The sequence below is a fragment of the Streptomyces sp. NPDC054872 genome (assembly GCF_053610705.1).
In genome coordinates this window covers 55,387-77,460 of sequence record NZ_JBSGYY010000042.1, presented here as the reverse complement: position 1 = coordinate 77,460, position 22,074 = coordinate 55,387, and the positions used below count along the sequence as shown (strand labels likewise).

Here is a 22,074-nt window from a genome sequence, read left to right as displayed (position 1 = left end):
CCGGAGCGGCTCCCGGACCTCTGAACGCCCGGACGTGGGCCCGGTCCTGACCCGGCCCAGGTCCCCCGCGGGGACCGCCGTCGTCCCGCCCCCTGGTGAACCGGGGGTGCGGCGGTCCCCGCGCACGAACTTTGTATACGTCGCACAGAGGTCAAGGGCTTCAGCGCCTCTCGGTCAGTACCCCTGTATCCGCGCCGCCGCGTGACTCACCGCTGCCGTGTGCGTGGTCCAGCCGGTGGGCGTGCGCACGTGGAGCTGGAACGCCGTCGGCTCGGGTGCGTAGCCCATGGGGCGGTCCGGGCTCAGGGCGAGGGAGCTCTGGAGCCACGTGGAGGGCGCGGTCGACAGGGTCGTGCCCGCGTAGGCCCCGGTGGTCGGGCGGTGGACGTGGCCCGCGAGGACCCGGGCCACGTGCGGGTGACGGGACAGGACCTCCGCCAGGGCCTCGCTGTCCGTGAGACGCATGCCGTCCAGGTACGGGATGCCGATGTCCACCGGCGGGTGGTGCAGACAGACCAGGGCGTGGACCTCCGGACGGGCCGCCAACGTCTCGTCCAACCAGGCGAGTTGGGCCTCGCCCAGCGTGCCGTGCGGAGCTCCCGGCACCTTCGTGTCCAGGGCGATCAGGGTCAGGTCGGCGTACTCGACGGCGTAGTGCGTGCTGTGGGCGCCGCCGAGCTGCGGCTCGCCGCCGAACGCCTTGAGCAGGGCAGCGGGGTCGTCGTGGTTGCCGGTCGTCAGGTGCAGGGGCAGCGGGAAGCCCGCGATGAGTTCGCGCAGCTGCTCGTACTCGTCGGGGCGGCCGTGTTCCGTCAGGTCGCCGGTGATCACGACGCAGGTGGGCCGGGGTTCGAGGGCCAGGACGCGGGCGAGCGCGCGGCGCAGTCCTGCCGCCGGTTCGGCCGCGAGCGTTCCTGTGGTGAGGTGCGGGTCACTGAGGTGTGCGACGGACGTGGTCATGAGGGGACGGTCCGCCTCGGGCGGGGTCCCGCGCCACCGGTCCTGCTGAGAGCAGAATCCGGCGGTCCCGCCTCAGTCGTCCCACTCCGACTTCCGGCCGCGGTCCTTGCCGCGGCCGAAGTTCAGGCCCCGCATCGAATGCACCGCGTTCACGCCGACGATGCCGCCCCAGGTGACGAACAGGCCCGGCAGGTCCGCGTTGACCACGCCGATCGCCGAGAGGGGGATCGCGAGGATCAGCGAGACGATGCCGAATCCGAAGCGCTCGCCCCAGGAGTCCACGGGGCTGTTCGGCGCGCGGGATCCGCGGGCGACGACCATCTGCTGCTCTGCCATGTGCCGGCGCATCCGCCGGTCGATGGTGCCGTCCAGGCGCTGCTCGACCTTCTCGAGGAACGAGTCGACCAGCGCGGACTCATACTCTTCGCCCAGCTCTCTGCGAGCGTGCAGAGAGGCGTCGAGTTCCTTCTTCAGTTCGGCGTCTCGGGCTTCCATAGTCTTTTACGTTACGCAGCGGACGAGGCCCTGACAGTGGGGCTATCCCCCCTTTCCGCGGGGATGTGCGCCGCGGGGACGTGCGACGTGTCGCGCCGGGCGAGCAGCCAGTACAGGAGCGCGGGGACCACCAGACCCACGATCCACGAGATGTCCGCGCCGCCCAGCGGCTCCACCAGCGGGCCCGTGTAGAAGTGCGTGACCAGGAAGGGGAGTTGGGCAAGCAGCCCGATCCCGTACACCGTCAGCGCGTCCCAGCGCCAGGCTCCGTAGCGGCCGTGCGGGTCGGAGAGCGCCGGGATGTCGTAGCGCTCCTTGGAGATCAGGTAGTAGTCGACCAGATTGATCGCGGACCACGGCGTGAAGAACGTCAGGAGGAAGAGCAGGAAGTCCTTGAAGGACGTCAGGAAGCTGTCCTTGCCGAGCAGCGCCACCACCGTGCCCGCGACCATGATCAGGGCGATGTACGCCGACCTGCCGCGCGGCGAGAGGGTCTTCTGGCCGCGGAATCCGCTGATGCTCGTCACCATCGACATGAAGCCGCCGTAGGTGTTGAGCACGTTGATCGTCAGCTTGCCGAGCGCGATCACGAAGTAGAGGAAGGAGGCGATCAGGCCGGTGCCGCCGAGGCCGACCACGTACCCGACCTGGTTGTCGAGGAACGCCCCGCCCGCGCTCGCCGCCACGAGCACCCCGAACGTCATCGACCACTGCGAGCCGAGCGCGGAGCCCGACAGCGTCCACCAGAAGGTGGCCCGCCCCGACGTCGTACGCGGCAGGTAGCGCGAGTAGTCCGCGACGTAAGGGCCGAAGGCGAGCTGCCAGGACGCCGAGAGCGACACCGCGAGCAGGAACATCGGCAGGTCGAAGTGCGCGTCGCCCAGGAGCGCCGAGAGGTCCACGCGGTCCAGGAGGCGGATGCCCAGGTAGATGAAGGCGAGCGCGCAGATCACGCTCGCCACCCGGCCGAGTACGTGGATCACGCGGTAGCCCACGGCCGCCACCAGCGCGGTGATCACCGCGAAGACGATGATGCCGGTGGTGTCGTTCGTGTGCGTCAGCCGGGCGGTGGCCTGGCCGGCGAGGACGCTGCCGCTCGCGAAGAAGCCGACGTACATGAGGATGACCAGGAGGAGCGGTACGACGGCTCCCCGCACCCCGAACTGGGCGCGCGACTGGATCATCTGCGGCAGGCCCAGCTTCGGGCCCTGCGCCGAGTGCAGGGCCATCACCGCCCCGCCGAGCAGATTACCGAGCAGCAGGCCGATCACCGACCACACCACGTCGCCGCCGAAGACGACGGCGAGCGCGCCGGTGACGACCGCGGTGATCTGGAGGTTGGCGCCGAGCCAGAGGGTGAACTGGCTGAACGCGGTGCCGTGCCGTTCGTCGTCCGGGACGACGTCGATGGAGCGCCGCTCCACGAGGTCTTCAGCTGCCATGATCCGGTGAACTCCCTGCTGCCTGGTGGGCTGCTGCCCGGCGGATGAGCTACTTCTCGCTGATCCCGTGCTCCGCCGCCCAGTCGTTCGCGACGTCCTCGGGGTCCTTCTTGTCCTTGTCCACCAGGCGGTTCAGCTCGGTGAGGTCCTTGGTGGTCAGCGCGTTGCCCAGGCGCGCGAGCGCCTTGCGGACCGTCGAGTCGGCCTTGCGGTCCGCGATGAGCGGGACGACGTGCTGGCCGGGGATCAGGTTCTTGGGGTCGGTGAGCACGACCCACTTCTCGGCGACGATGTCCGTGTCGGTGGTGAAGAGGTTCGCCACGTCGACGTCGCCCTTCTTCAGGGCGCCCTTCACGAGCGGGCCCGAGGAGTCGAGGGACTTGAACTCCTTGAACTCGACTCCGTAGACGTCCTTGAGGCCCACCGAACCGACCGTGCGCTTCTTGACCTCGGGGGCGGCGCCGATGACGAGCTTGCCGTTGTGCTCGGCGAGGTCCGCGAGGGACTTCAGGCCGTACTTGTCGGCGGTCTCCCGGGTGACGACGAAGGCGTCGGAGTCCTCGGCCTTTCCGTAGGGCAGGATCTGCAGGCCGCGCGGCAGGACCATGGCGAGGGCGTTCTGCATCTCGCCCTCCTCCGTGGCCTTCGCCTTGGTGTCGAGGTAGTGCAGGAGCGCGCCCTGGTACTCGGGCAGGAGGTCGATGTCGCCGCCCTTGAGGGCGGGGATGAGGATCTCGCGGGTGCCGAGATTGGGGCGGACGGTCGTCTTCACGCCTTCCGCTTCGAGCGCGGCGGCGTAGAGGTAGCCGAGCACCTGGTTCTCGGTGAAGTTGGCGGTGCCGATGGTGACGCCGTCCTTGCTGGAACCACCGCCTCCGCCGCCGGAACCTCCCCCGTCGAGGGAGGTGATGCCGCCGCTGCAGGCGGCGAGCGCGGGGACGGAGGCCGCGGCGAATATTCCGCCGAGGAGTGTCCTGCGGTTGATGCTGCTGGAGGCCATCTGCTGTGCTCCTAGGCCGACTTGGCGGGGCGGTGGCGGAAGAGGGCGCGCTGTAGCGCGGAGAGCGCGAGATCGAGGGCGACGGCGACGACCGCGACGAGCACGGCACCGCCGAGCACCTGCACGAGGTCGCGCTGGGCGAGCCCGTCGAAGACGTACCGGCCGAGCCCGCCGAAGGAGACGTACGCGGCGATGGTGGCCGTCGCGACGACCTGGATGAGCGCGAGCCGGAGCCCGGTCATGATCAGGGGCATGGCGAGGGGCAGTTCGACCTGGAAGAGGACCTGGTGCCAGCGCATGCCCTGGCCGCGCGCGGCGTCCCGCACCTCGGGATCGACGGCGGTCATCCCGGCGTACGTGTTGGTGACGATGGAGGGGACGGCCAGCGCCACCAGGGCGATGTAGACGGGCCACATGGACAGGCCGCTGGCCAGGAAGACCAGCACGACGAGGCCGACCGTCGGCAGCGCGCGCCCGAAGCTGGACAGGTTGATGGCGACGAAGGCGCCGCGCCCGGTGTGCCCGATGAGCAGCCCGACCGGCAGCGCGATCACGGCGGCGATCAGGGTCGCGAGCAGTGAGTACTGGAGGTGCTCCAGGAGCCGGTGGCCGATGCCGTCGGGCCCGGCCCACTGCTCGCCGCTGACCAGCCAGGCGCCGAGGTCCTTGAAGAGTTCGTACATGTCACGCGCTCCTCTTGCGGCGGGTCCAGGGAGTCAGGACGTACTGGAGGGTGACCAGGAGCGCGTCCGCGACGAGCGCGAGGAGCAGGGTCAGGACGACGCCGACGATGACGGGGGTGGGGAAGTTGCGCTGGAACCCGTCCGTGAAGAGCTGTCCCAGACCGCCGTCGCCGATGTAGGTCGCCACGGAGACGAGGGAGATCGCCATGACCGTCGCGATCCGTACGCCCGCCATGATCACCGGGAGTGCGAGGGGGAGTTCCACGGTGAGGAGGGTGCGCAGCGGGCGGGTGCCCATGGCCTTCGCGGCTTCCTTCGTCTTGGCGGGGACGGAGTCCAGGCCCTCGACGGTGTTTCGCAGGAGCACGACGAGCGTGTAGATCGTCAGGCCGATGACGGTGGTGGTGCGGGTGAGCCCGCTGACCGGCAGGAGCAGCACGAAGACGGCGATGGACGGGATGGTGAACAGGACGTTCGACAGGCCGAGGAGCAGTCCGCGCAGGGGGCGCACGCGGTGGGCGACGACGGCCAGGGGGAGCGAGATGAGCAGGCCGAGGAGTACGGCGGTGAGGGCGGCCTGGAGGTGGGAGAGGGTGAGGGTGGTGAGGTCGTCGGTGTGGTCGGCTATCCACGACCAGTCGATGGTCATCCTTCCACCACGGTGCTCTTGTCCACCGGGGTGCTCTCGTCCCCCGAGGCCGGCGAAGTTGGGGAAGTCGCCGAAGTTGCCGAGGTGTGCGCGTCACCCGCGTGCTCGTGGATGTCGTCGCGGGACGTGACGCCGGTCAGGATGCCCTCGGCGTCGACGCGGGCGACCAGGCCGCTGGGGGCGGCTATGGACTCGTTCAGGGCCGACAGGAGCGAGTCCGTGTCGCGCAGGGGCCGTACGGGGACGTCCGCGGCCTCGCCGTCCTTGTGCCGCCACGAGACCGGCGCACCCGCCGCGTCCAGACGCAGCGTCCACGCGCCGCCCTCAGGGGCCGGGGCCTGCGGGACGTCCGCCAGTGTCGTCAGGGAGAGCAGCTTCAGGCCGCGCTCCGCGCCCAGGAAGTCCGCGACGAAGTCGTCGGCGGGGCGGGCCAGGAGCTCCGCGGGGCTCGCGCACTGGACGAGGTGGCCGCCGGTGCGGAAGACGGCTATGCGGTCGCCGAGCCGTACCGCCTCGTCGATGTCGTGCGTGACGAAGACGATGGTCTTGTTCAACTCCCGCTGAAGGCGCAGGAGTTCGTCCTGGAGCTGGGTGCGGACCACGGGGTCCACCGCGCCGAACGGCTCGTCCATCAGGAGTACCGGCGGGTCCGCGGCCAGCGCGCGGGCCACGCCCACGCGCTGCTGCTGGCCGCCGGAGAGCTGGTGCGGGTAACGCTTCCCGGCGTCGGCGGCGAGGCCCACCGTCTCCAGGAGCTCCACCGCCCGCGCCCGCGCCTTCTTGCGGCCCCAGCCGAGCAGCAGCGGCACCGTCGCGATGTTGTCCAGGACGGTGCGGTGCGGGAAGAGCCCGGACTGCTGGATCACGTAACCGATGGAGCGGCGCAGTTCGGCGGCGTCCTGCTCCAGGACGTCCTTGCCGCCCACCCTGATCGTCCCGGAGGTCGGATCGACCATCCGGTTGATCATGCGGAGCGTCGTCGTCTTGCCGCAACCGGAAGATCCGACGAGGACGGTCACGCCTCCCTCCGGCATCTCAAGGGTCAGGTCGTGGACCGCGGTTGTGCCGTTCGGGAAGCGCTTGTGGACCGTATCGAATTGGATCATGAGGAGTCCCTTGCCCGGCTGTATATCGTCATGCAGAGTTCTCGTTGACTGAATAGATTGTCAATAGCTTGTCCACGCCCCGGCGTAAATCACTGGTAACGAGTGGTCGCAGGGCAAGACTGAGCGCCCGGTTGAGGAGGAATTACGAGTGATGTCGTCTCGTATCGCGGACAGGGCGACCGACGGCAGTGACTCGGTCGTCGTCCTGGACGGCCGGGGACTGATGGTCGCAGATGTCGTACGTATGGCCGAATCCACCGCAAAGCCCGTCCCGGGAACGGACGGCATGAAGCGCGTGGAGCTCTCGTGGAACGCCGCGCGGGAGATCGCCTCCTGGGGCCGCGTCTACGGCCGCTCCACCGGAGTGGGCGCCAACCGGAATGAGTCCGTGCCGACCGAGGCGGCCGCCGACCACGGCCTGCGGCTGCTGCGCAGCCACGCCGGGGCGATCGGCGAGGAGCTGCCCGCACGGCAGGTGCGCGCGATGCTCGCGGTCCGCGCCAACCAGCTGCTCGCGGGCGGTGCGGGCCTGCGCCCGACCGTCGTCACGGCCCTGTGCCAGGCCCTGGAAACCGGTGCGTACCCCAAGGTCAACGAATTCGGCTCGGTCGGTACGGGCGACATCGCCGCGCTCGCGCAGATGGGCCTCGCGCTCGCGGGCGAGCACCCCTGGCAGGGACCGGGGGCCGCCCCCGAGCCGCAGCCCCTCGACAACAACGACGCACTGGCCCTGATCAGCAGCAACGCCCTGACCCTCGGCCAGTCCGCGCTCGCCCTGCACGAGCTGCGCGGCCTGATCGGGGCCACGCAGGTGGTGGCCGCGCTGACCCTGATGGCGGTCGACGGTTCGTACGAGGCGTACGCGCTGCCCGTGCACGAGGCGCGGCGCCACTCCGGTTCGTACGCGGTAGCCGAACGGATGCGGCGGATCCTCGGTGCGCCCGACCGCCCCACGCCGCCGCTCGGCCGCATCCAGGACCCGTACGGCCTGCGCTGTGTGCCGCAGATCCACGGGCCCGCGCACGACGCGGCGGACGCCCTTGAGGACGTCCTCACGGTGGAGATCAACGCGGCAGCGGAGAATCCGCTGATCTCGGCGGACGACATGGCCGCCTACCATCACGGCGGCTTCTACCTGGCGCAACTCGCCCTGTCACTCGACCACTTCAGGCTCGCGGTGACGCAGGCGGCGCGCCTCTCCACGTCCCGACTCTCGACCCTGAACGAACCCGGCTTCACCCGCCTGCGGCCCTTCCTCGCGGACGGCGAACCGGCGTCGTCGGGCGTGATGATCCTGGAGTACGCGGCCGGCGCCGCCCTCGGTGACCTGCGAGCCTTCTCCGCCCCCGCCTCCCTCGGCCACGCGGTGCTCTCCCGCGGCGTGGAGGAGCAGGCCAGCTTCGCCTCGCTCGCGGCGCGCCAGACGCTGCGGGCGTGCGAGGCGTACCGCCTGGTCGTGGGCTGCGAACTCGTCGCCGCCATACGGGCGTTGCGGCAGCGCGACATGCGTCTCGACCCCGAGCTGCCGGTCGGCAGGGCCTTCGAGCTCGCGGACGCGGTCCTTGACGCGGAGCTCGCCGACCGGCCGTTGACGGATGATGTGACGGCGGCGGCCGGGCTGCTCGACCGGTTCACGGAGCTGTGGTCCGGTCTGGGCGCCGGGAGCGGAACGGTCCCTGACGGTCAGGGCGTTGTGAGGGGATCGGTATGAGTGACAGTCCTGCGGCGCGGCTGCAAGTGCTCTTCGAGGGCCACCGGCTCACGCCCACCCAGCGGCGCATCGCGCACTGCATGGTGCGGCGGGCGGCGGACGTCCCCTTCCTCTCCAGCGTCGAACTCGCGGAACTCGCCGGGGTCAGCCAGCCGTCGGTGACCCGTTTCGCGGTGGCGCTCGGCTTCGACGGCTATCCCGCGCTGCGCAGGCACCTGCGGGAACTGGCACCCGCGGAGGCGGCGGGCGACGACTCCCTGAACGAGTACCAGCAGGCGGTCGAGGCGGAGATCGCGAACCTGCGGCACCTCGCGGAGGTGCTCGCCGACCCCGCGCCGGTCGAGCGCGCCGGGCGGCTCCTCGCCTCGTCCCGCCCGCTGCCCGTCCTCGGCCTGCGGGCGGCCGCGTCCCAGGCGTACGGCTTCTCGTACTTCGCGGCGAAGGTCCACCCCGACGTACGCCTCCTCGACGAGGGCGGCACGATGCTGGCCGACCGGATCGACGCTGCGGTGCGGGCGGGCGCCACGGCGCTCCTGTGCTTCGCGCTGCCGAGGCACCCGCGGGAGGTGGTGGACGCTCTCGCCCACGCCCAGGGGGCGGGTCTCTCCGTGGTGACGGTGGCCGACTCGGCGTTCGCCCCCGTGGCGGCGCACTCCGACCTCCTCCTGCCGGCAGCGGTCGGCACGGGCCTCGCCTTCGACACGGCCTGCGCGCCGATGCTCCTCGGCCGCGTACTCCTGGAGGCCATGTGCGACGGACTCCCGGACGCCCAGGCGCGGTTGGAGGAGTTCGACGCGGGGGCGGCGGCACGGGGCCTTTTCGTGGAGTGAGCCGCACGCACGGCGGACCGGGCCGAACGGCCCGGTCCGCCGATTGCTGCGTCCGTTGCTCAGACGTCGAGATTCGCCTCGATGCGTTTGAGCTGGTGCCTGGCCATGGCCAGATTGGACCGCTTCTGGTCGAGGGCCACGTAGAGGAACAGGCCGTTGTTGTTGCGGCCCTTGATCAGCCGGATCAGGTGGTACTGGCTGCTGAGTGAGATCAGGATGTCCTCGATCTCGTCCTTGAGGTCCAGGAGTTCCATCGTGCGCAGCTTGGCGCGCACCACGTCGGTGTTGCCCGCCGCGGCGACGGCCAGGTCCAGGTCCTTTCCGCCGCCGATGGTGCCGAGGGCCATGCCGCTCGTGTAGTCGACCAGGGCGGCGCCGATGACCCCCTCGATCGAGGTGGTGACTTCCTTGAGCGATGTCTCTGTGTTGGCCATGAATTTCGCACTTCCTTTCCGTCTGCCGGGTGTACGCGGTGCTGGGGACGCTGAGGGTGTGGTGGGGGACATGGGTCAGGTTTCCTCCGCTCGTTCGACGGCGGCGTCGACCAGCTCTCCGATGAGCACGCTCGAACGGCGGCCCTCCAGGTGCAGCCGGCCCACGTTGACTCGGGACTCGGCGAGCAGGGTGAGCACCGCGGACGAACCGGCCGTGTACGTGGCCACGTAGCCGCCCTCGCCGCGGATGAGGAGTTCGCGGAAGCCGCCCTGATGCGTCGCGTCGGAGAGTCGCAGGGCCACGCCGAGCGCCGCCGCGGTGAGCGCGCAGAGGCCCTCCGGCTCGACGTCCGGTGCGTCCTGCGCCAGCACGAAGCCGTCGACACTGGCCGTCAGGGCACCCTTGAGCTGAGGAATCCTGGTCCGCAGCCGTTTCAGTTCGACGAGTACGTCGGCTTCGGCAGCCATCAGCTCTCTCCTCCCGGCGCGCTTCCAGAGCGCGAAAAACTTCATGGGCACGGGGGCCAAGTCCCTTGAGCGGCGCGGAACATCACAGGGTCGCCTCCAGCGCGTCACGGACCCGGCGCAGCAGGGCGACGTCCGGCTCTTCGTGGTCCTCGCGGGCCGGGGCGGGAAGCATCGGCGGCGTCCGGTCGGGTGTTCGCGGAGGTTCCACGAGTCCGGCCGCGGCGAGCCGCCTGACCTCGATCAGGGTGTGGAAGGTCGGCCGGCCGAGCGCCCAGGCGATGGCTGTCGGCGTACGGACACCGTCGGCGAGCCGCAGCAGCGCGTCCTGACGTCCGGTGACCGTCTGGCCGGGCGCGGGCGGGCGCGCCACGACGGGAGAGGTGTCAAGATCGGGGCAGGGCCAGACGCTGTCGAGCAGGGCCCGGCGCCGCCGGGTCTCCCGCTCCACGGCCTCGGCCGCCACCGGCCGCACCCGGCCCAGCCAGTGCGCGACGCCGTAACGGAACCGGGTGGGCCCGCTCGCCGGGCCGAGGACGAAGAACGCGGCGTCGAACAGCGCGCCGATGTGGCAGACCTCCAGCTCGCCCGCGGTGACCCGGCCGCTGTCGACCAGCTCCCGCCCCACCTCGTTGCGCGTGCCCGCCAGCGAGAGGGCCTCCTGCCAGCCCTGCGGGGGCAGCGCCCCGCCGGCCGTGAGCAGGACGTCTATGCCCGGCGCCGCGGGGCTCTCCGCGTGCACGACGCGGCCCTCGACGAGGTAGAGGGTGCCCTGGTCACGCAGCAGCGCACCGGTCGCCCGCTCATGGGCCAGCCGCATCAGCATGGGCGAGGTGGTGGGCGCCGTGATGCGCATGGCGTTCACACCAGCACCAGGCGCTCGGAGAGGTCGCGCAGCCGCATGCGGGCGAGCGCGAGATTTCCGGTGTGCCGGTCGAGCCAGAGATAGAGGAAGACGCTGCTGTCGAAGGTCGTCTCGACGAACCGGATCAGATGGAACCCGGTCCTCGTGGTGAGCATGAGGTCCTCGACGGGGAGCCCCTTGCGGTCGTCGTCCCGTGCCGTGTCCAGTGCGTCGTCCCTGGGCGCGAACGCCTGGTACTCCGCCGCCGACCGCGCTACCTCCGCCGTCTCGGCGGCGGTCGCCTCGTGGTCGCCGCCGGGAGGATCGCCGACCGAACCGAGGGCGAGCCCGCTGGTCCAGTCGACGATCGCCGCGCCACGCGCACCGGGCAGTGTCATCGCTTCGAGCAGACACTCGTCGATTCCGGGCACGCGGCTCCCCTTCCCCAGGGTTGAACCGGGTGGCCCCTACCACCCGACCGGAGGCTCAGCGCCGCCCGGTGTGAGGAAGGTACGCAGAAGTGGTGGAGAGTCCTGGGAAATGGGCACTTTCCAGGGGAACATGCCCGACCTCGACGGGATCAGTGCGAGGTGGGGTCAGGGTTGGCCCGAGCCTGACCGAATGTATCGGCCTAGCGACCGGACCGCCCTCAACCCCCTGCCGCGCTCGTGTCACTCCTCACCGCGCGCCTTCAGTACCACCTTGTTCACGCCCCACAGCCCGATGCCGATGGCCATCAGGATCCCGGCCCGGATGTAGACCTCCGCCGGGCGGTCGGCGAGGGGGCTCGCGAGGATCAGGGCCGTGAGGGCGCCGAGCACCGGAAGGACCGTCGGCGCGCGGTAGTGCGCGTGGTCGACGGGGTCACGGCGCAGGACCAGGACGGCCACGTTGACCACCGCGAACACGCAGAGCAGCAGGAAGGCGGTCGTGTCGCCGAGGCCCTCGATCTCACCCGTGGACACCAGGCCGATCGCAAGGAGCGAGACGAAGGCGATGCCGACCACCGGTGTGCGGCGGCGGGACAGGACCCGCCCCATCGCGCGCGGCAGGATGCGCTCGTTGGCCATGCCGTAACAGAGCCGCGAGGCCATCATGATGTTGATCAGCGCCGAGTTGGTGACCGCGAACAGGGCGATCAGGGCGAAGAGTTTGTGCGGGAAGTCGACGCCGCCCGCCTTCACGACTTCGAGGAGCGGGCCACTCGATCCTTCGAGCACCTTGTAGTCGACGAGCAGCGACGACACCAGCGCCACCAGGACGTAGATCGTGCCCGTCACGGCGACCCCCAAGAAGATCGCCCGGGGGAACGTGCGCGTCGGGTCCTTCGTCTCCTCGGCCATGTTCACCGAGTCCTCGAAGCCGACGAACGCGAAGAAGCCGAGCGCGGTCGCGCCCAGCACGCCCGTCATCAGGGCGTACGCGGTGCCGTCGCCCGCCTCGAAGTCCGTCAGGCGCGAGGGCTCGCCGTCCCCGCTCAGGACCGCGTACGCGCCGATCGCGAGGATGATGGCCAGGCCCGTCAGCTCGACCAGGGTGAGGACCACGTTCGTCTTCACGGACTCCGAGACGCCCCGCAGGTTCAGCGCCGCGAGCGCGAGGATGAAGAGGATCGAGACCAGCGTCGGCGGAAGTGCGTCGCTCGTCAGCTCCCCGAGGTAGTCGCCGCTGAACGCACGGGCCGCGGCGCTCGCCGACGAGAGCCCCGAGCACATCACCATGAAGGCGATGATGAAGGTGAGGAACGGCGTCTTGAACGCCTTCTGCGTGTAGAGGGCGGCGCCCGCCGCCTTCGGGTACTTGCCGACCAGCTCGACGTACGACGCCGCCGTCAGGATCGCCACGACGAAGCCGATCGCGAACGGCAGCCACAGCGCGCCGCCGACCTTTCCCGCCACCTTGCCGGTGGTGGCGTAGATGCCGGTGCCGAGGATGTCGCCGATCACGAAGAGGATCAGGAGCTTGGGGCCGATCGCGCGGTTCAGCGCGGGTTCTCCGGACGGCGGCGGTGTACCGGTGGCCTTGTCGGATGTCGTCACAGGATCATCTCCCCCGAGGGTGTGCCTGGAGGGAGCATCTGCCCCGGAAGTGCCGATGCGATGCGGGAGTTGAGCAAGCTCAGAGGTCGCGCAGCGCGTCCCGCAGCGTGCCCCCCGACTCGGCGACGATCTCCTGAACGGTCTGCGGTTCCCGCACGGTGGCGAAGGTGACCTCTCCGCCCCGGCCCGCGGCGAATCCGTAGATCCCGGGCCGGGCGAGGCTGTTGTACGAGTAGTGATGCGCGAAGTAGTACGCCCCGGTGTCCAGCACGGCGGCGTGGTCGCCCTGGTCGAGCCGCGGGAGCGGGCGGTTCTCGGCGAGCAGGTCACCCGCGAAGCACGCGGGGCCCGCGATGTCCTGGCCGACGGCCGGGCCGCTCTTGGGGCGGCCCTTCTCGTCGTACGCGGCGATCCGCAGCGGCCAGGACGCGGGCGCGTACACAGTGCGGGCGGCGACCTGGACGCCCGCGTGCGTCACGGCGATGGGCCGGGTGCCCGCCGACTTGGTGTACTCGACGCGGGCCAGGATCGTGCCGTGCTTGGCGAGCAGCGAGCGGCCGAACTCGGTGACCAGGCCGTAGCGGCCGTCGAGCAGCCCCGGCACGCGGGACTTCAGGCGGCGGGCGTACTGCGCGTGCGTCGGGGTCTCCTCGTCCGAGCCGAAGTTGACGGGCAGGCCGCCGCCGATGTCGATGGTGTCGATCTGCTGTCGGCCGGCCCGTTCGTTGATCTCCTCGGCGAGCTCGTACGTCGCCGCGACGCCCCGCACCATCATTTCGAGCGGCATGCCCTGCGATCCGGAGTGGGCGTGCAGGCGCGTCAGCCAGGGGCGGTCGAGATACGCCTGGACGACCCACTCGCGGACTCCCTCGTCCAGCAGCGCGACGCCGAACTTGGACGTCGCGGTGGCGGTGGAAAGGGCGCCGATGGAGCCGCCGCCGATCTGCGGGTTCACGCGCAGGCCGATGGGGGAGCCGGTGGGCGCCGAGCGGATCATCGCGTCGAGGCGGGCGAGCTCCTGCGGATTGTCGGCGTTCACGGCGATGCCGAGGGCGAGGGCCTCGCGCAGCTCGGCGGCGGTCTTCGCGGGCGAGTCGAGGACGGTGTGCGTGGGCGGCACACCGGCGGCCCGGGCGAGGGCCAGCTCGCCGGGGCTCGCCACCTCGGCGCCGATGCCCGCGTCGCGAAGGAGGCGCAGGACCGGGACCAGGGGCGACGCCTTCACCGCGAAGGCGTGCAGGACGGGGGTGCCGGGCGGCGTCACCGCGTCGAAGGCGGCGTGCAGAGAGGCGGCGGCCGTGCGGATACCGGTGACGTCCAGAAGGCCGATGACGGGCGACGCGGGGTCGACGAGTCCTTGCTCGACGGCGGCGCGGACGGCCTGGTCACGCCGGGCCGCGGGGTCTGCCGCGCCCTCCTCGTCCGGCTCGGTAGCGCGTGCGGTCCCCGTGTCCTGATCGCTCATGCGTTCCAGCCAATCACCCGCGACGCGGTCTCGCTGTCGTACCCATGTATTGACTAGCTCTATTCAACATCGCAGGATGTGAATAACAAGCTCACAGCAGACCCCACGAGCTCACGAGCAGAGCTTCACCCGAGGAGGCATCGCCATGTCAGGACCCCGCCCCGTACGGGCACCGCGCGGTACGGAACTGAGCGCCCTGGGATGGCAGCAGGAAGCCGCCCTGCGCATGCTGCAGAACAACCTCGACCCCGAGGTCGCCGAACACCCCGACAAGCTCGCCGTCTACGGCGGCACCGGCAAGGCGGCCCGCGACTGGCGCTCCTTCGACGCCATGGTCCGCACCCTGAAGACCCTCAAGCAGGACGAGACGATGCTCGTCCAGTCCGGCCGCCCGGTCGGCGTCATGCAGACCCACGAGTGGGCCCCGCGCGTCCTGATCGCCAACTCCAATCTGGTGGGCGACTGGGCGAACTGGGAGGAGTTCCGGCGCCTTGAGGCCCTCGGCCTCACGATGTACGGCCAGATGACCGCCGGTTCGTGGATCTACATCGGCACGCAGGGCATCCTCCAGGGCACGTACGAGACGTTCGCCGCCGTCGCGGCCAAGAAGTTCAACGGCACCCTCGCCGGGACGATCACCCTGACCGCCGGACTCGGCGGCATGGGCGGCGCCCAGCCCCTCGCGGTGACGATGAACGACGGCGTCGCGATCTGTATCGATGTCGACCCGCGCGCGATCGAGCGCCGCATCGAGCACCGCTACCTGGACGTGAAGGCCGACTCCCTGGAGCACGCCCTCCAGCTGGCGGTCGAGGCCCGCGACCAGCGAAAGCCCCTCTCCATCGGCCTGCTCGGCAACGCGGCGGACCTCCTTCCGCGCATGCTCGCCGAGGGCGCCCCCATCGACATCGTCACCGACCAGACCTCGGCCCACGACCCGCTCGCGTACCTCCCCACCGGCGTCGACTTCGACGACATGCAGACGCTCGCGGCGAAGGACCCGGCGGGCTTCACCACCCGCGCCCGTGAGTCCATGGCCAAGCACGTCGAGGCGATGGTCGGCTTCATGGACGCGGGCGCCGAGGTCTTCGACTACGGAAACTCCATCCGTGGGGAAGCCCAACTCGCGGGCTATGACCGGGCGTTCGCCTTCCCCGGCTTCGTTCCCGCCTACATCCGCCCCCTCTTCTGCGAGGGCAAGGGCCCGTTCCGCTGGGCGGCGCTCTCGGGCGAGGCATCGGACATCCACAAGACGGACAAGGCGCTCCTCGACCTCTTCCCGGAGAACGAGTCTTTGCACCGCTGGATCAAGATGGCGGGCGAGCGGGTCCACTTCCAGGGCCTGCCCGCGCGCATCTGCTGGCTGGGCCAGGGCGAGCGCGACAAGGCGGGCGACATGTTCAACGACATGGTCGGCAACGGCACCCTCGCCGCCCCCCTCGCCATCGGCCGCGACCACCTGGACTGCGGCTCGGTGGCCTCCCCGTACCGCGAGACCGAGGCCATGCTCGACGGCTCCGACGCGATCGCCGACTGGCCGCTCCTGAACGCCATGGTGAACGTCGCGTCCGGCGCCTCCTGGGTCTCCATCCACCACGGCGGCGGCGTCGGCATGGGCCGCTCCATCCACGCGGGCCAGGTCTCGGTCGCCGACGGCACGAAGCTGGCCGGCGAGAAGATCCGCCGCGTCCTGACCAATGACCCCGGCATGGGTGTCATCCGGCACGTCGACGCGGGCTACGACATCGCGGAGTCCGTGGCGGACGAGAAGGGCGTACGTATCCCGATGCGCGAGGGTGACCAGGCGTGAGCGACACGTTCCACGCCATGTGGCGCTCGCTGCGGCCCATCGGCCGCAGCGACGCCACGGGCGGCTACCGCCGCTACGCCTGGACCGGCGCCGACGCCGAGTGCCGCCTCTGGTTCCAGGCGCAGGCGGAGGCACGCGGCCTCGACTACGAGGTCGACCGCAACGGCAACCAGTGGGCCTGGCTCGGCGACCCGTCCCGCGGCGACGCCGTGGTCACCGGCTCGCACCTGGACTCCGTCCCGGACGGCGGCGCCTTCGACGGCCCGCTCGGCGTGGTCTCCTCCTTCGCTGCCCTGGACGAACTCCGCGCACGGAAGGTGTCGTTCGGCCGCCCCCTCGCCATCACCAACTTCGGCGACGAGGAGGGCGCCCGCTTCGGCCTGGCCTGCGTGGGCTCACGCCTGACCGCCGGACAGCTCACGCGGGAGAAGGCGTACGAGCTCACGGACGCGTCCGGAACCACGCTCCCCCAAGCCATGGAGGCGGCGGGCCACGACCCGTCCACCATCGGCCCGGACCCCGAACGCCTCGCCCGCATCGGCGCGTTCGTGGAACTCCACGTGGAGCAGGGCCGCGCCCTGGACCTCACCGGTGACCCCGTGGGCATCGCCTCCGCCATCTGGCCGCACGGCCGCTGGCGCTTCGACTTCAGGGGCGAGGCCAACCACGCGGGCACCACCCGCCTGGCGGACCGCCGCGACCCGATGCTGTCGTACGCGGAGACGGTCCTCGCGGCCCGCAGGGAGGCCGAACTGGCGGGCGCGGTCGCCACCTTCGGCAAGATCGCGGTCGAACCGAACGGCGTCAACGCGATCCCCTCCCTGGTCCGTGGCTGGCTGGACTCACGTGCCACGGACCAGGAGTCCCTTGACACGGTGGTGACGGGCATCGAGAAGGCGGCCCGCGAGTACGCGGACCGGCACGGCGTCGACCTGGACGTCGTACGCGAGTCCTTCACGCCGGTGGTCGAGTTCGAGGACGCGCTGCGGGACGAGCTCGGCAGGCTCCTCGGCGGCGAGCGGCCGGTCCCCGTCCTCGGCACGGGCGCCGGACACGACGCGGGTATTTTGTCCGGCTCGATCCCCACCGCCATGCTGTTCGTACGGAACCCCACGGGCATCTCACACTCCCCGGCCGAGTTCGCCGCCGAGGACGACTGCGTGGCCGGGGTGACCGCACTGGCCGACGTACTGGAAGGGCTGGCGTGCAGGTGACGACGGATACGGCGAAGGCGACCACGTACTGGCTGGAGCATGCCTGGCTCGACACGAATGTCGAGCCGGGAGTCGCGGTCGATGTGACGGGCGACCGGATCACGGCCGTCCGCACGGGCGTCGGGACGCCCCCGCCGGGCGCGACCGTGCTGCGCGGCCTCACCCTCCCCGGCCTGGCGAACGCCCACTCGCACGCCTTCCACCGGGCCCTGCGCGGCACGGTCCAGGTGGGCTCCGGCACGTTCTGGACGTGGCGCGAGGTCATGTACTCGGTGGCGGACCGCCTGACGCCTCAGACGTACCACGCCCTCGCCCGCGCGGTGTACGCGGAGATGGCCCTGGCGGGCATCACGACGGTGGGCGAATTCCACTACGTGCACCACGCGCGGGGCGGCGCTGCCTATGCGGACCCCAACGCGATGGGCGAGGCGCTGATCGAGGCGGCGGCGGACGCGGGCATCCGCATCACGCTCCTGGACACGGCGTACGTGGCATCAGGCCTCCTGACGGAGTCCCGTGGCGCCCCTGTGAACCGCCACCAGCTCCGCTTCTCCGACGGCACGACGGAGGCGTGGGCGGAGCGGGCCTCGGCCCTCAAGGACCGCGACCACGCCCGGATCGGCGCGGCGATCCACTCCGTACGGGCGGTTCCCGCCCGGCAGTTGGAGGTCGTAGCGGAATGGGCCTCGTCCCGCCGGGCCCCCCTCCACGTGCACCTCTCCGAGCAGACGGCGGAGAACGAGGCGTGCCAGGCGGTGCACGGCTGCACTCCCACGCGCCTCCTGGCGGACCACGGGGTTCTGGGCCCCCGCACGACGGGCGTCCACAACACGCACCTCACGGACGCCGACATCGCGCTCCTCGGCCGGTCGTCCTCCGGAACGTGCATGTGCCCCACGACGGAACGGGACCTGGCGGACGGCATCGGCCCCGCGGTGGCCCTGCAACGGGCAGGCAGCCCGCTCTCCCTGGGCAGCGACAGCCACGCGGTGATCGACATCCTCGAAGAGGCGCGGGCGATGGAGCTGAACGAACGCCTGCGCTCGCACACACGGGGCCACTGGACGGCGGCGGCGCTGCTGCGGGCGGCCACCGCCGACGGTCATGCGGCGCTGGGCTGGGCGGACGCGGGCGTGATCGAGGCCGGCGCCCTCGCCGACTTCGCGACGGTGGCCCTGGACTCGGTGCGCACGGCGGGCCCACTGCCGCGCCTGGCCGCCGAAACAGCGGTCTTCGCGGCCACGTCGGCGGACGTCCGCCACACGGTGGTGGGGGGCCGCCATGTCGTACGGGACGGGGTCCATGCCTCGATCCCGGACGTGGCGGGAGCGTTGGCCGAGGCGGTGGCGACGCTTCGAGACTGAGCCTCCCCGGTGGACCGGGGCTTGACCCCGGCCCCCTTCCGCCGCCGCTCCGCGCGGGAACCTCCCCACGCACTTGCCGCTCGCCCGGCGTCGACCCGGCGCCCTGACCCGCCGCTTCGCGCCGGAACCTCCCCACCCACCCACCCGATCACCCGGCATCCGCCCCCTGCCCCCGTTTGTCTTTTCAGCCCGTCCGGCGTTTGAGGACGAACTCGGCGGAGCCGGTGATGACGGTACGTACAAGGCCCTCGCGCCAGCGAGTTTTCGGGAAGGGGCGGGGTTGGGGAAAAGGAAACCGTCCGTACCGCCACCGCTACCGCCACCGCCACCGCCTCCCCGGAGCCCCACATGCCCACCACCCTCATCACCAACATCGCCAGCCTCGTAACGAACGACCCCTCCCAGGGCGACGGAAGCCCCCTCGGCCTCCTCACGAACGCCGCCGTCGTCCTGGACGGCGAGAAGATCGCCTGGGCAGGCCCCGCCGCAAAGGCGCCCGCGGCGGACGAGACCCACGACGCGCGGGGCCAAGCCGCCATCCCCGGCTTCGTCGACTCCCACAGCCACCTCGTCTTCGCGGGCGACCGCACCCAGGAGTTCAACGCCCGCATGTCGGGCCGCGCGTACTCGGCGGGAGGCATCCGCACGACGGTCGCCGCAACCCGAGCCGCCACCGACGCGACGCTCGAAGCGAACCTCACCCACTACCTCGACGAGGCCCTCCGCCAGGGCACCACCACCTTCGAGACGAAGTCGGGCTACGGCCTGAACACCGAGGACGAGGCCCGCGCCCTCCGCATCGCCGCACGGCACACCGACGAGGTGACGTTCCTCGGCGCGCACATCGTCTCGCCCGACTACGCCGAGGACCCGGCAGCGTACGTAGACCTGGTCACGGGCCCCATGCTGGAAGCCTGCGCCCCCCACGCCCGCTGGATCGATGTCTTCTGTGAGAAGGGCGCCTTCGACGGCGACCAGGCCCGCGCGATCCTGACGGCGGGCAAGGCGAAGGGCCTGCACCCCCGCATCCACGCCAACCAGCTCTCGTACGGCCCCGGAGTCCAGCTCGCCGTAGAGCTGGACGCGGCATCGGCGGACCACTGCACGCACCTCACCGACGCGGACGTCGACGCACTCGCGAACAGCGACACGGTGGCGACCCTCCTCCCCGGCGCCGAGTTCTCCACCCGCGCCGAGTGGCCCGACGCCCGCCGCATCCTGGACGCGGGCGCCACGGTGGCGCTCTCCACGGACTGCAACCCGGGCAGCTCCTTCACGTCCTCGGTGCCGTTCTGCATCGCCCTCGCCGTACGGGACATGGGCATGACCCCGGACGAGGCGATCTGGTCCGCCACGGCGGGCGGCGCGGCGGCCCTGCGGCGCACGGACGTGGGCGTGATCCGCGAGGGAGCCCGCGCCGACCTCGCCCTCCTCGCCGCCCCGAGCCACGTCCACCTCGCGTACCGCCCGGGCGTCCCGCTGGTCAGCGCGGTCTGGCGCCGGGGCGCGAGGGTGGTCGGCTGAATCGACTCGACCGTGCGTGACGGGTGCGATCCTGGCCGTATGAAGACCATCGGCCTCATCGGGGGCATGAGCTGGGAGTCGAGCGCCGAGTACTACCGGCTGCTCAATGAGCTGGTGCGGGAGCGGCTCGGTGGGCTGCACTCCGCTCGTTGCGTGCTGTACTCCGTGGACTTCGCCGAGATCGAGCGGCTGCAGGTCGCGGGGGAGTGGGAGGAAGCGGGGGAGGTGCTCGCGCGGGCCGCCAAGGGGGTGGAGGCGGCCGGGGCGGATCTCGTGCTGATCTGCACCAACACCATGCACAAGGTCGCCGAGCAGGTCCAGGCGGCTCTCTCCGTGCCTCTCCTGCACCTGGCGGACGCGACCGCCGACGCGGTGCTGCGCGGCGGCGTACGGCGCGTGGGGCTGCTCGGCACCGCGTTCACCATGGAGCAGGACTTCTACCGGGAGCGGCTGGCCTCGCACGGGCTCGACGTGCTGGTGCCGGATGCGGAGAGCCGTGCGCTCGTACACCGGGTGATCTACGAAGAGTTGTGCCTGGGGGTGGTGAGTGAGGTGTCCCGGGCTGGGTACCAGAGGGTCATCGGAGATCTCGTACGGGAAGGAGCTGAGGGCGTCATCCTGGGATGCACGGAGATCGAGCTGCTGATCGGGCAGGAGCACAGCCCGGTGCCGGTCTTCCCGACGACCCGCCTGCACGCGGAGGCGGCGGTGACGGCAGCACTGGAGGGGACCGCTGCAGGGCACCGCGGGTCCGCGGCGGCACCTTGAGACCTGAACAGAAGCAATTACCCCACCCGGCCGGAGTCTGAACAGAAGCAACCCACCCGCCCACCCCTGGACGCGGGGCAAACGGGTGGGTGGGTGGGAATGATCCGGCGCGAAGCGGCGGTCCAGGACCCGTGAAAAACGCCGAGCGGCGCGCAAACCTCACTCGTCGACAGTCAATCCCTTGCGCAGCTTGACCAGGGTGCGTGACAGCAGTCGCGAGACGTGCATCTGCGAGATGCCCAGCTCATCGCCTATCTCCGACTGCGTCATGTTGGCGACGAAGCGGAGCGAGAGGATCTTCCGGTCGCGCGGCGGCAGTTCGGCGATCAGCGGCTTCAACGACTCGACGTACTCGATGCCTTCGAGTCCGTGGTCCTCGTAGCCGATCCGGTCCGCGAGCGCGCCCTCGGAGTCGTCCTCCTCGGGCTGGGCGTCCAGCGAGCTCGCCGTGTAGGCGTTGGACGCGGCCATGCCCTCGACGACCTCGTCGTTGGAGATGCCCAGGCGCTCGGCGAGCTCGCCCACCGTGGGGGCGCGATCGAATTGCTGGGCGAGTTCGTCGCCCGCCTTGGCGAGGTCCAGTCGGAGTTCCTGCAGGCGGCGCGGGACGCGCACCGACCAACTCGTGTCGCGGAAGAAGCGCTTGATCTCACCGACGATGGTCGGCATCGCGAAGGTGGGGAACTCGACGCCTCGGCTGAGCTCGAAGCGGTCGATCGCCTTGATCAGGCCGATGGTGCCGACCTGGATGATGTCCTCCATGGGCTCGCTGCGGGAGCGGAACCGGGAGGCGGCGAACTTGACCAGGGCGAGGTTGAGTTCGACCAGCGTGTTGCGGACGTACGCGAACTCGTGTGTGCCTTCCTCGAGCGATTCGAGGCGTTCGAAGAGGGTCTTGGACAGAGCCCTCGCATCCAGCGGCCCCACCTCGTCGAACGGCGGGATCTCGGGCAGGTCGGCGAGCCCTTCGAGGGCTTCCGCCTCCGTTGCGGCCGTCAGGTCCGGGAGTTCGCCGGGCGTGGCTTCCGTGCGGGGACCCGGGATCTCGGTCTCGATACGGTGCGGTGGGAGTGTCGACGTCGCTCGGTCAGTGCGCGATTCGTCGAGCCGGGGTGACATGGTGTCCTCCATCGTTCTCGGCATATGGCTGCCGATGCCAATACGTGCACTGCGGTGTGCGGCGCCTCCAAAGCCGTCAGTGTTGATTACTGTCTCTTCTACCCCTACCCGGTTCCACAGCCCGGTCGCAAGTGCGTTGTGCGGCTAAATGT

General features: G+C 70.8%; 21 protein-coding genes. 7 read left to right on the top strand and 14 right to left on the bottom strand.

The features are described from left to right. Positions 1-174 precede the first annotated feature (174 nt). The 7 genes from ACWGIH_RS36155 to ACWGIH_RS36125 all read right to left on the bottom strand — a co-directional run bounded on the left by ACWGIH_RS36155 (position 175) and on the right by ACWGIH_RS36125 (position 6,335). Positions 175-960, bottom strand: coding sequence for a phosphodiesterase (locus ACWGIH_RS36155; RefSeq protein ID WP_453449073.1), 786 nt, complete (start codon positions 958-960; stop codon positions 175-177). 72 nt (positions 961-1,032) lie between these two features. Further along, a complete protein-coding gene (locus ACWGIH_RS36150) occupies positions 1,033-1,455 on the bottom strand; it encodes a hypothetical protein (RefSeq protein WP_453449074.1) in 423 nt (140 codons plus the stop codon). 11 nt (positions 1,456-1,466) lie between these two features. Continuing rightward, positions 1,467-2,897 carry a purine-cytosine permease family protein gene (locus ACWGIH_RS36145; RefSeq protein ID WP_453449075.1) on the bottom strand — a complete coding sequence of 477 codons (1,431 nt, stop codon included), beginning with the start codon at positions 2,895-2,897 and terminating at the stop codon, positions 1,467-1,469. A 49-nt stretch (positions 2,898-2,946) separates the two neighbouring features. Further along, a complete protein-coding gene (locus ACWGIH_RS36140) occupies positions 2,947-3,882 on the bottom strand; it encodes an ABC transporter substrate-binding protein (protein ID WP_453449134.1) in 936 nt (311 codons plus the stop codon). A 26-nt stretch (positions 3,883-3,908) separates the two neighbouring features. Further along, a complete protein-coding gene (locus tag ACWGIH_RS36135; RefSeq protein ID WP_453449076.1) occupies positions 3,909-4,580 on the bottom strand; it encodes an ABC transporter permease in 672 nt (223 codons plus the stop codon). A gap of 1 nt (position 4,581) precedes the next feature. Next, positions 4,582-5,229, bottom strand: coding sequence for an ABC transporter permease (locus ACWGIH_RS36130; protein WP_453449077.1), 648 nt, complete (start codon positions 5,227-5,229; stop codon positions 4,582-4,584). Further along, entirely contained in the window at positions 5,226-6,335 is a 1,110-nt protein-coding gene (locus tag ACWGIH_RS36125; RefSeq protein ID WP_453449079.1) for an ABC transporter ATP-binding protein, read from the bottom strand. The genes ACWGIH_RS36130 and ACWGIH_RS36125 overlap by 4 nt, the downstream gene beginning before the upstream one ends. 151 nt (positions 6,336-6,486) lie before the next feature. On the opposite strand from ACWGIH_RS36125, the gene ACWGIH_RS36120 reads away from it, so the two are divergent. Both ACWGIH_RS36120 and ACWGIH_RS36115 read left to right on the top strand, forming a co-directional pair. After that, the gene (locus ACWGIH_RS36120) at positions 6,487-8,046 is read left to right on the top strand and encodes an aromatic amino acid ammonia-lyase (protein WP_453449080.1); all 1,560 of its coding nucleotides are present in this window, start codon (positions 6,487-6,489) and stop codon (positions 8,044-8,046) included. Then, the gene (locus tag ACWGIH_RS36115) at positions 8,043-8,876 is read left to right on the top strand and encodes a MurR/RpiR family transcriptional regulator (RefSeq protein WP_453510219.1); all 834 of its coding nucleotides are present in this window, start codon (positions 8,043-8,045) and stop codon (positions 8,874-8,876) included. Before ACWGIH_RS36120 ends, ACWGIH_RS36115 begins: the two co-directional genes overlap by 4 nt. A gap of 59 nt (positions 8,877-8,935) precedes the next feature. Here ACWGIH_RS36115 and ACWGIH_RS36110 read toward each other — a convergent pair whose 3' ends face one another. From ACWGIH_RS36110 to ACWGIH_RS36085, 6 genes are all read right to left on the bottom strand, one after another. Then, complete coding sequence (locus ACWGIH_RS36110) at positions 8,936-9,310, bottom strand: hypothetical protein (protein WP_363211635.1); 375 nt, start codon at positions 9,308-9,310, stop codon at positions 8,936-8,938. A gap of 75 nt (positions 9,311-9,385) precedes the next feature. Beyond that, complete coding sequence (locus ACWGIH_RS36105) at positions 9,386-9,778, bottom strand: roadblock/LC7 domain-containing protein (protein WP_363211634.1); 393 nt, start codon at positions 9,776-9,778, stop codon at positions 9,386-9,388. An 82-nt stretch (positions 9,779-9,860) separates the two neighbouring features. Beyond that, positions 9,861-10,631 (bottom strand): transcriptional regulator, encoded by a 771-nt coding sequence (locus ACWGIH_RS36100; protein ID WP_453449135.1) that lies wholly within the window; start codon positions 10,629-10,631, stop codon positions 9,861-9,863. Between the two features lie 5 nt (positions 10,632-10,636). Beyond that, complete coding sequence (locus ACWGIH_RS36095) at positions 10,637-11,050, bottom strand: hypothetical protein (protein ID WP_453449081.1); 414 nt, start codon at positions 11,048-11,050, stop codon at positions 10,637-10,639. 240 nt (positions 11,051-11,290) lie between these two features. Continuing rightward, complete coding sequence (locus ACWGIH_RS36090) at positions 11,291-12,658, bottom strand: APC family permease (RefSeq protein WP_453449082.1); 1,368 nt, start codon at positions 12,656-12,658, stop codon at positions 11,291-11,293. A 79-nt stretch (positions 12,659-12,737) separates the two neighbouring features. Continuing rightward, on the bottom strand, positions 12,738-14,123 hold the full coding sequence (locus ACWGIH_RS36085; RefSeq protein ID WP_453449083.1) for a diaminopimelate decarboxylase: 1,386 nt from the start codon (positions 14,121-14,123) through the stop codon (positions 12,738-12,740). A gap of 145 nt (positions 14,124-14,268) precedes the next feature. On the opposite strand from ACWGIH_RS36085, the gene hutU reads away from it, so the two are divergent. The 5 genes from hutU to ACWGIH_RS36060 all read left to right on the top strand — a co-directional run bounded on the left by hutU (position 14,269) and on the right by ACWGIH_RS36060 (position 20,803). Beyond that, the gene (hutU, locus tag ACWGIH_RS36080; protein ID WP_453449084.1) at positions 14,269-15,933 is read left to right on the top strand and encodes a urocanate hydratase; all 1,665 of its coding nucleotides are present in this window, start codon (positions 14,269-14,271) and stop codon (positions 15,931-15,933) included. 17 nt (positions 15,934-15,950) lie between these two features. Next, the gene (locus ACWGIH_RS36075) at positions 15,951-17,147 is read left to right on the top strand and encodes an allantoate amidohydrolase (protein WP_453449136.1); all 1,197 of its coding nucleotides are present in this window, start codon (positions 15,951-15,953) and stop codon (positions 17,145-17,147) included. Next, complete coding sequence (locus ACWGIH_RS36070; protein WP_453449085.1) at positions 17,144-18,511, top strand: formimidoylglutamate deiminase; 1,368 nt, start codon at positions 17,144-17,146, stop codon at positions 18,509-18,511. Before ACWGIH_RS36075 ends, ACWGIH_RS36070 begins: the two co-directional genes overlap by 4 nt. 348 nt (positions 18,512-18,859) lie before the next feature. Further along, a complete protein-coding gene (gene hutI, locus ACWGIH_RS36065; protein ID WP_453449086.1) occupies positions 18,860-20,035 on the top strand; it encodes an imidazolonepropionase in 1,176 nt (391 codons plus the stop codon). A gap of 39 nt (positions 20,036-20,074) precedes the next feature. Next, positions 20,075-20,803, top strand: coding sequence for an aspartate/glutamate racemase family protein (locus tag ACWGIH_RS36060; protein WP_453449087.1), 729 nt, complete (start codon positions 20,075-20,077; stop codon positions 20,801-20,803). A gap of 159 nt (positions 20,804-20,962) precedes the next feature. On the opposite strand, the gene ACWGIH_RS36055 is transcribed toward ACWGIH_RS36060, so the two are convergent. Further along, entirely contained in the window at positions 20,963-21,934 is a 972-nt protein-coding gene (locus ACWGIH_RS36055; RefSeq protein ID WP_453449088.1) for an RNA polymerase sigma factor SigF, read from the bottom strand. Between the last annotated feature and the right edge of the window lie 140 nt (positions 21,935-22,074).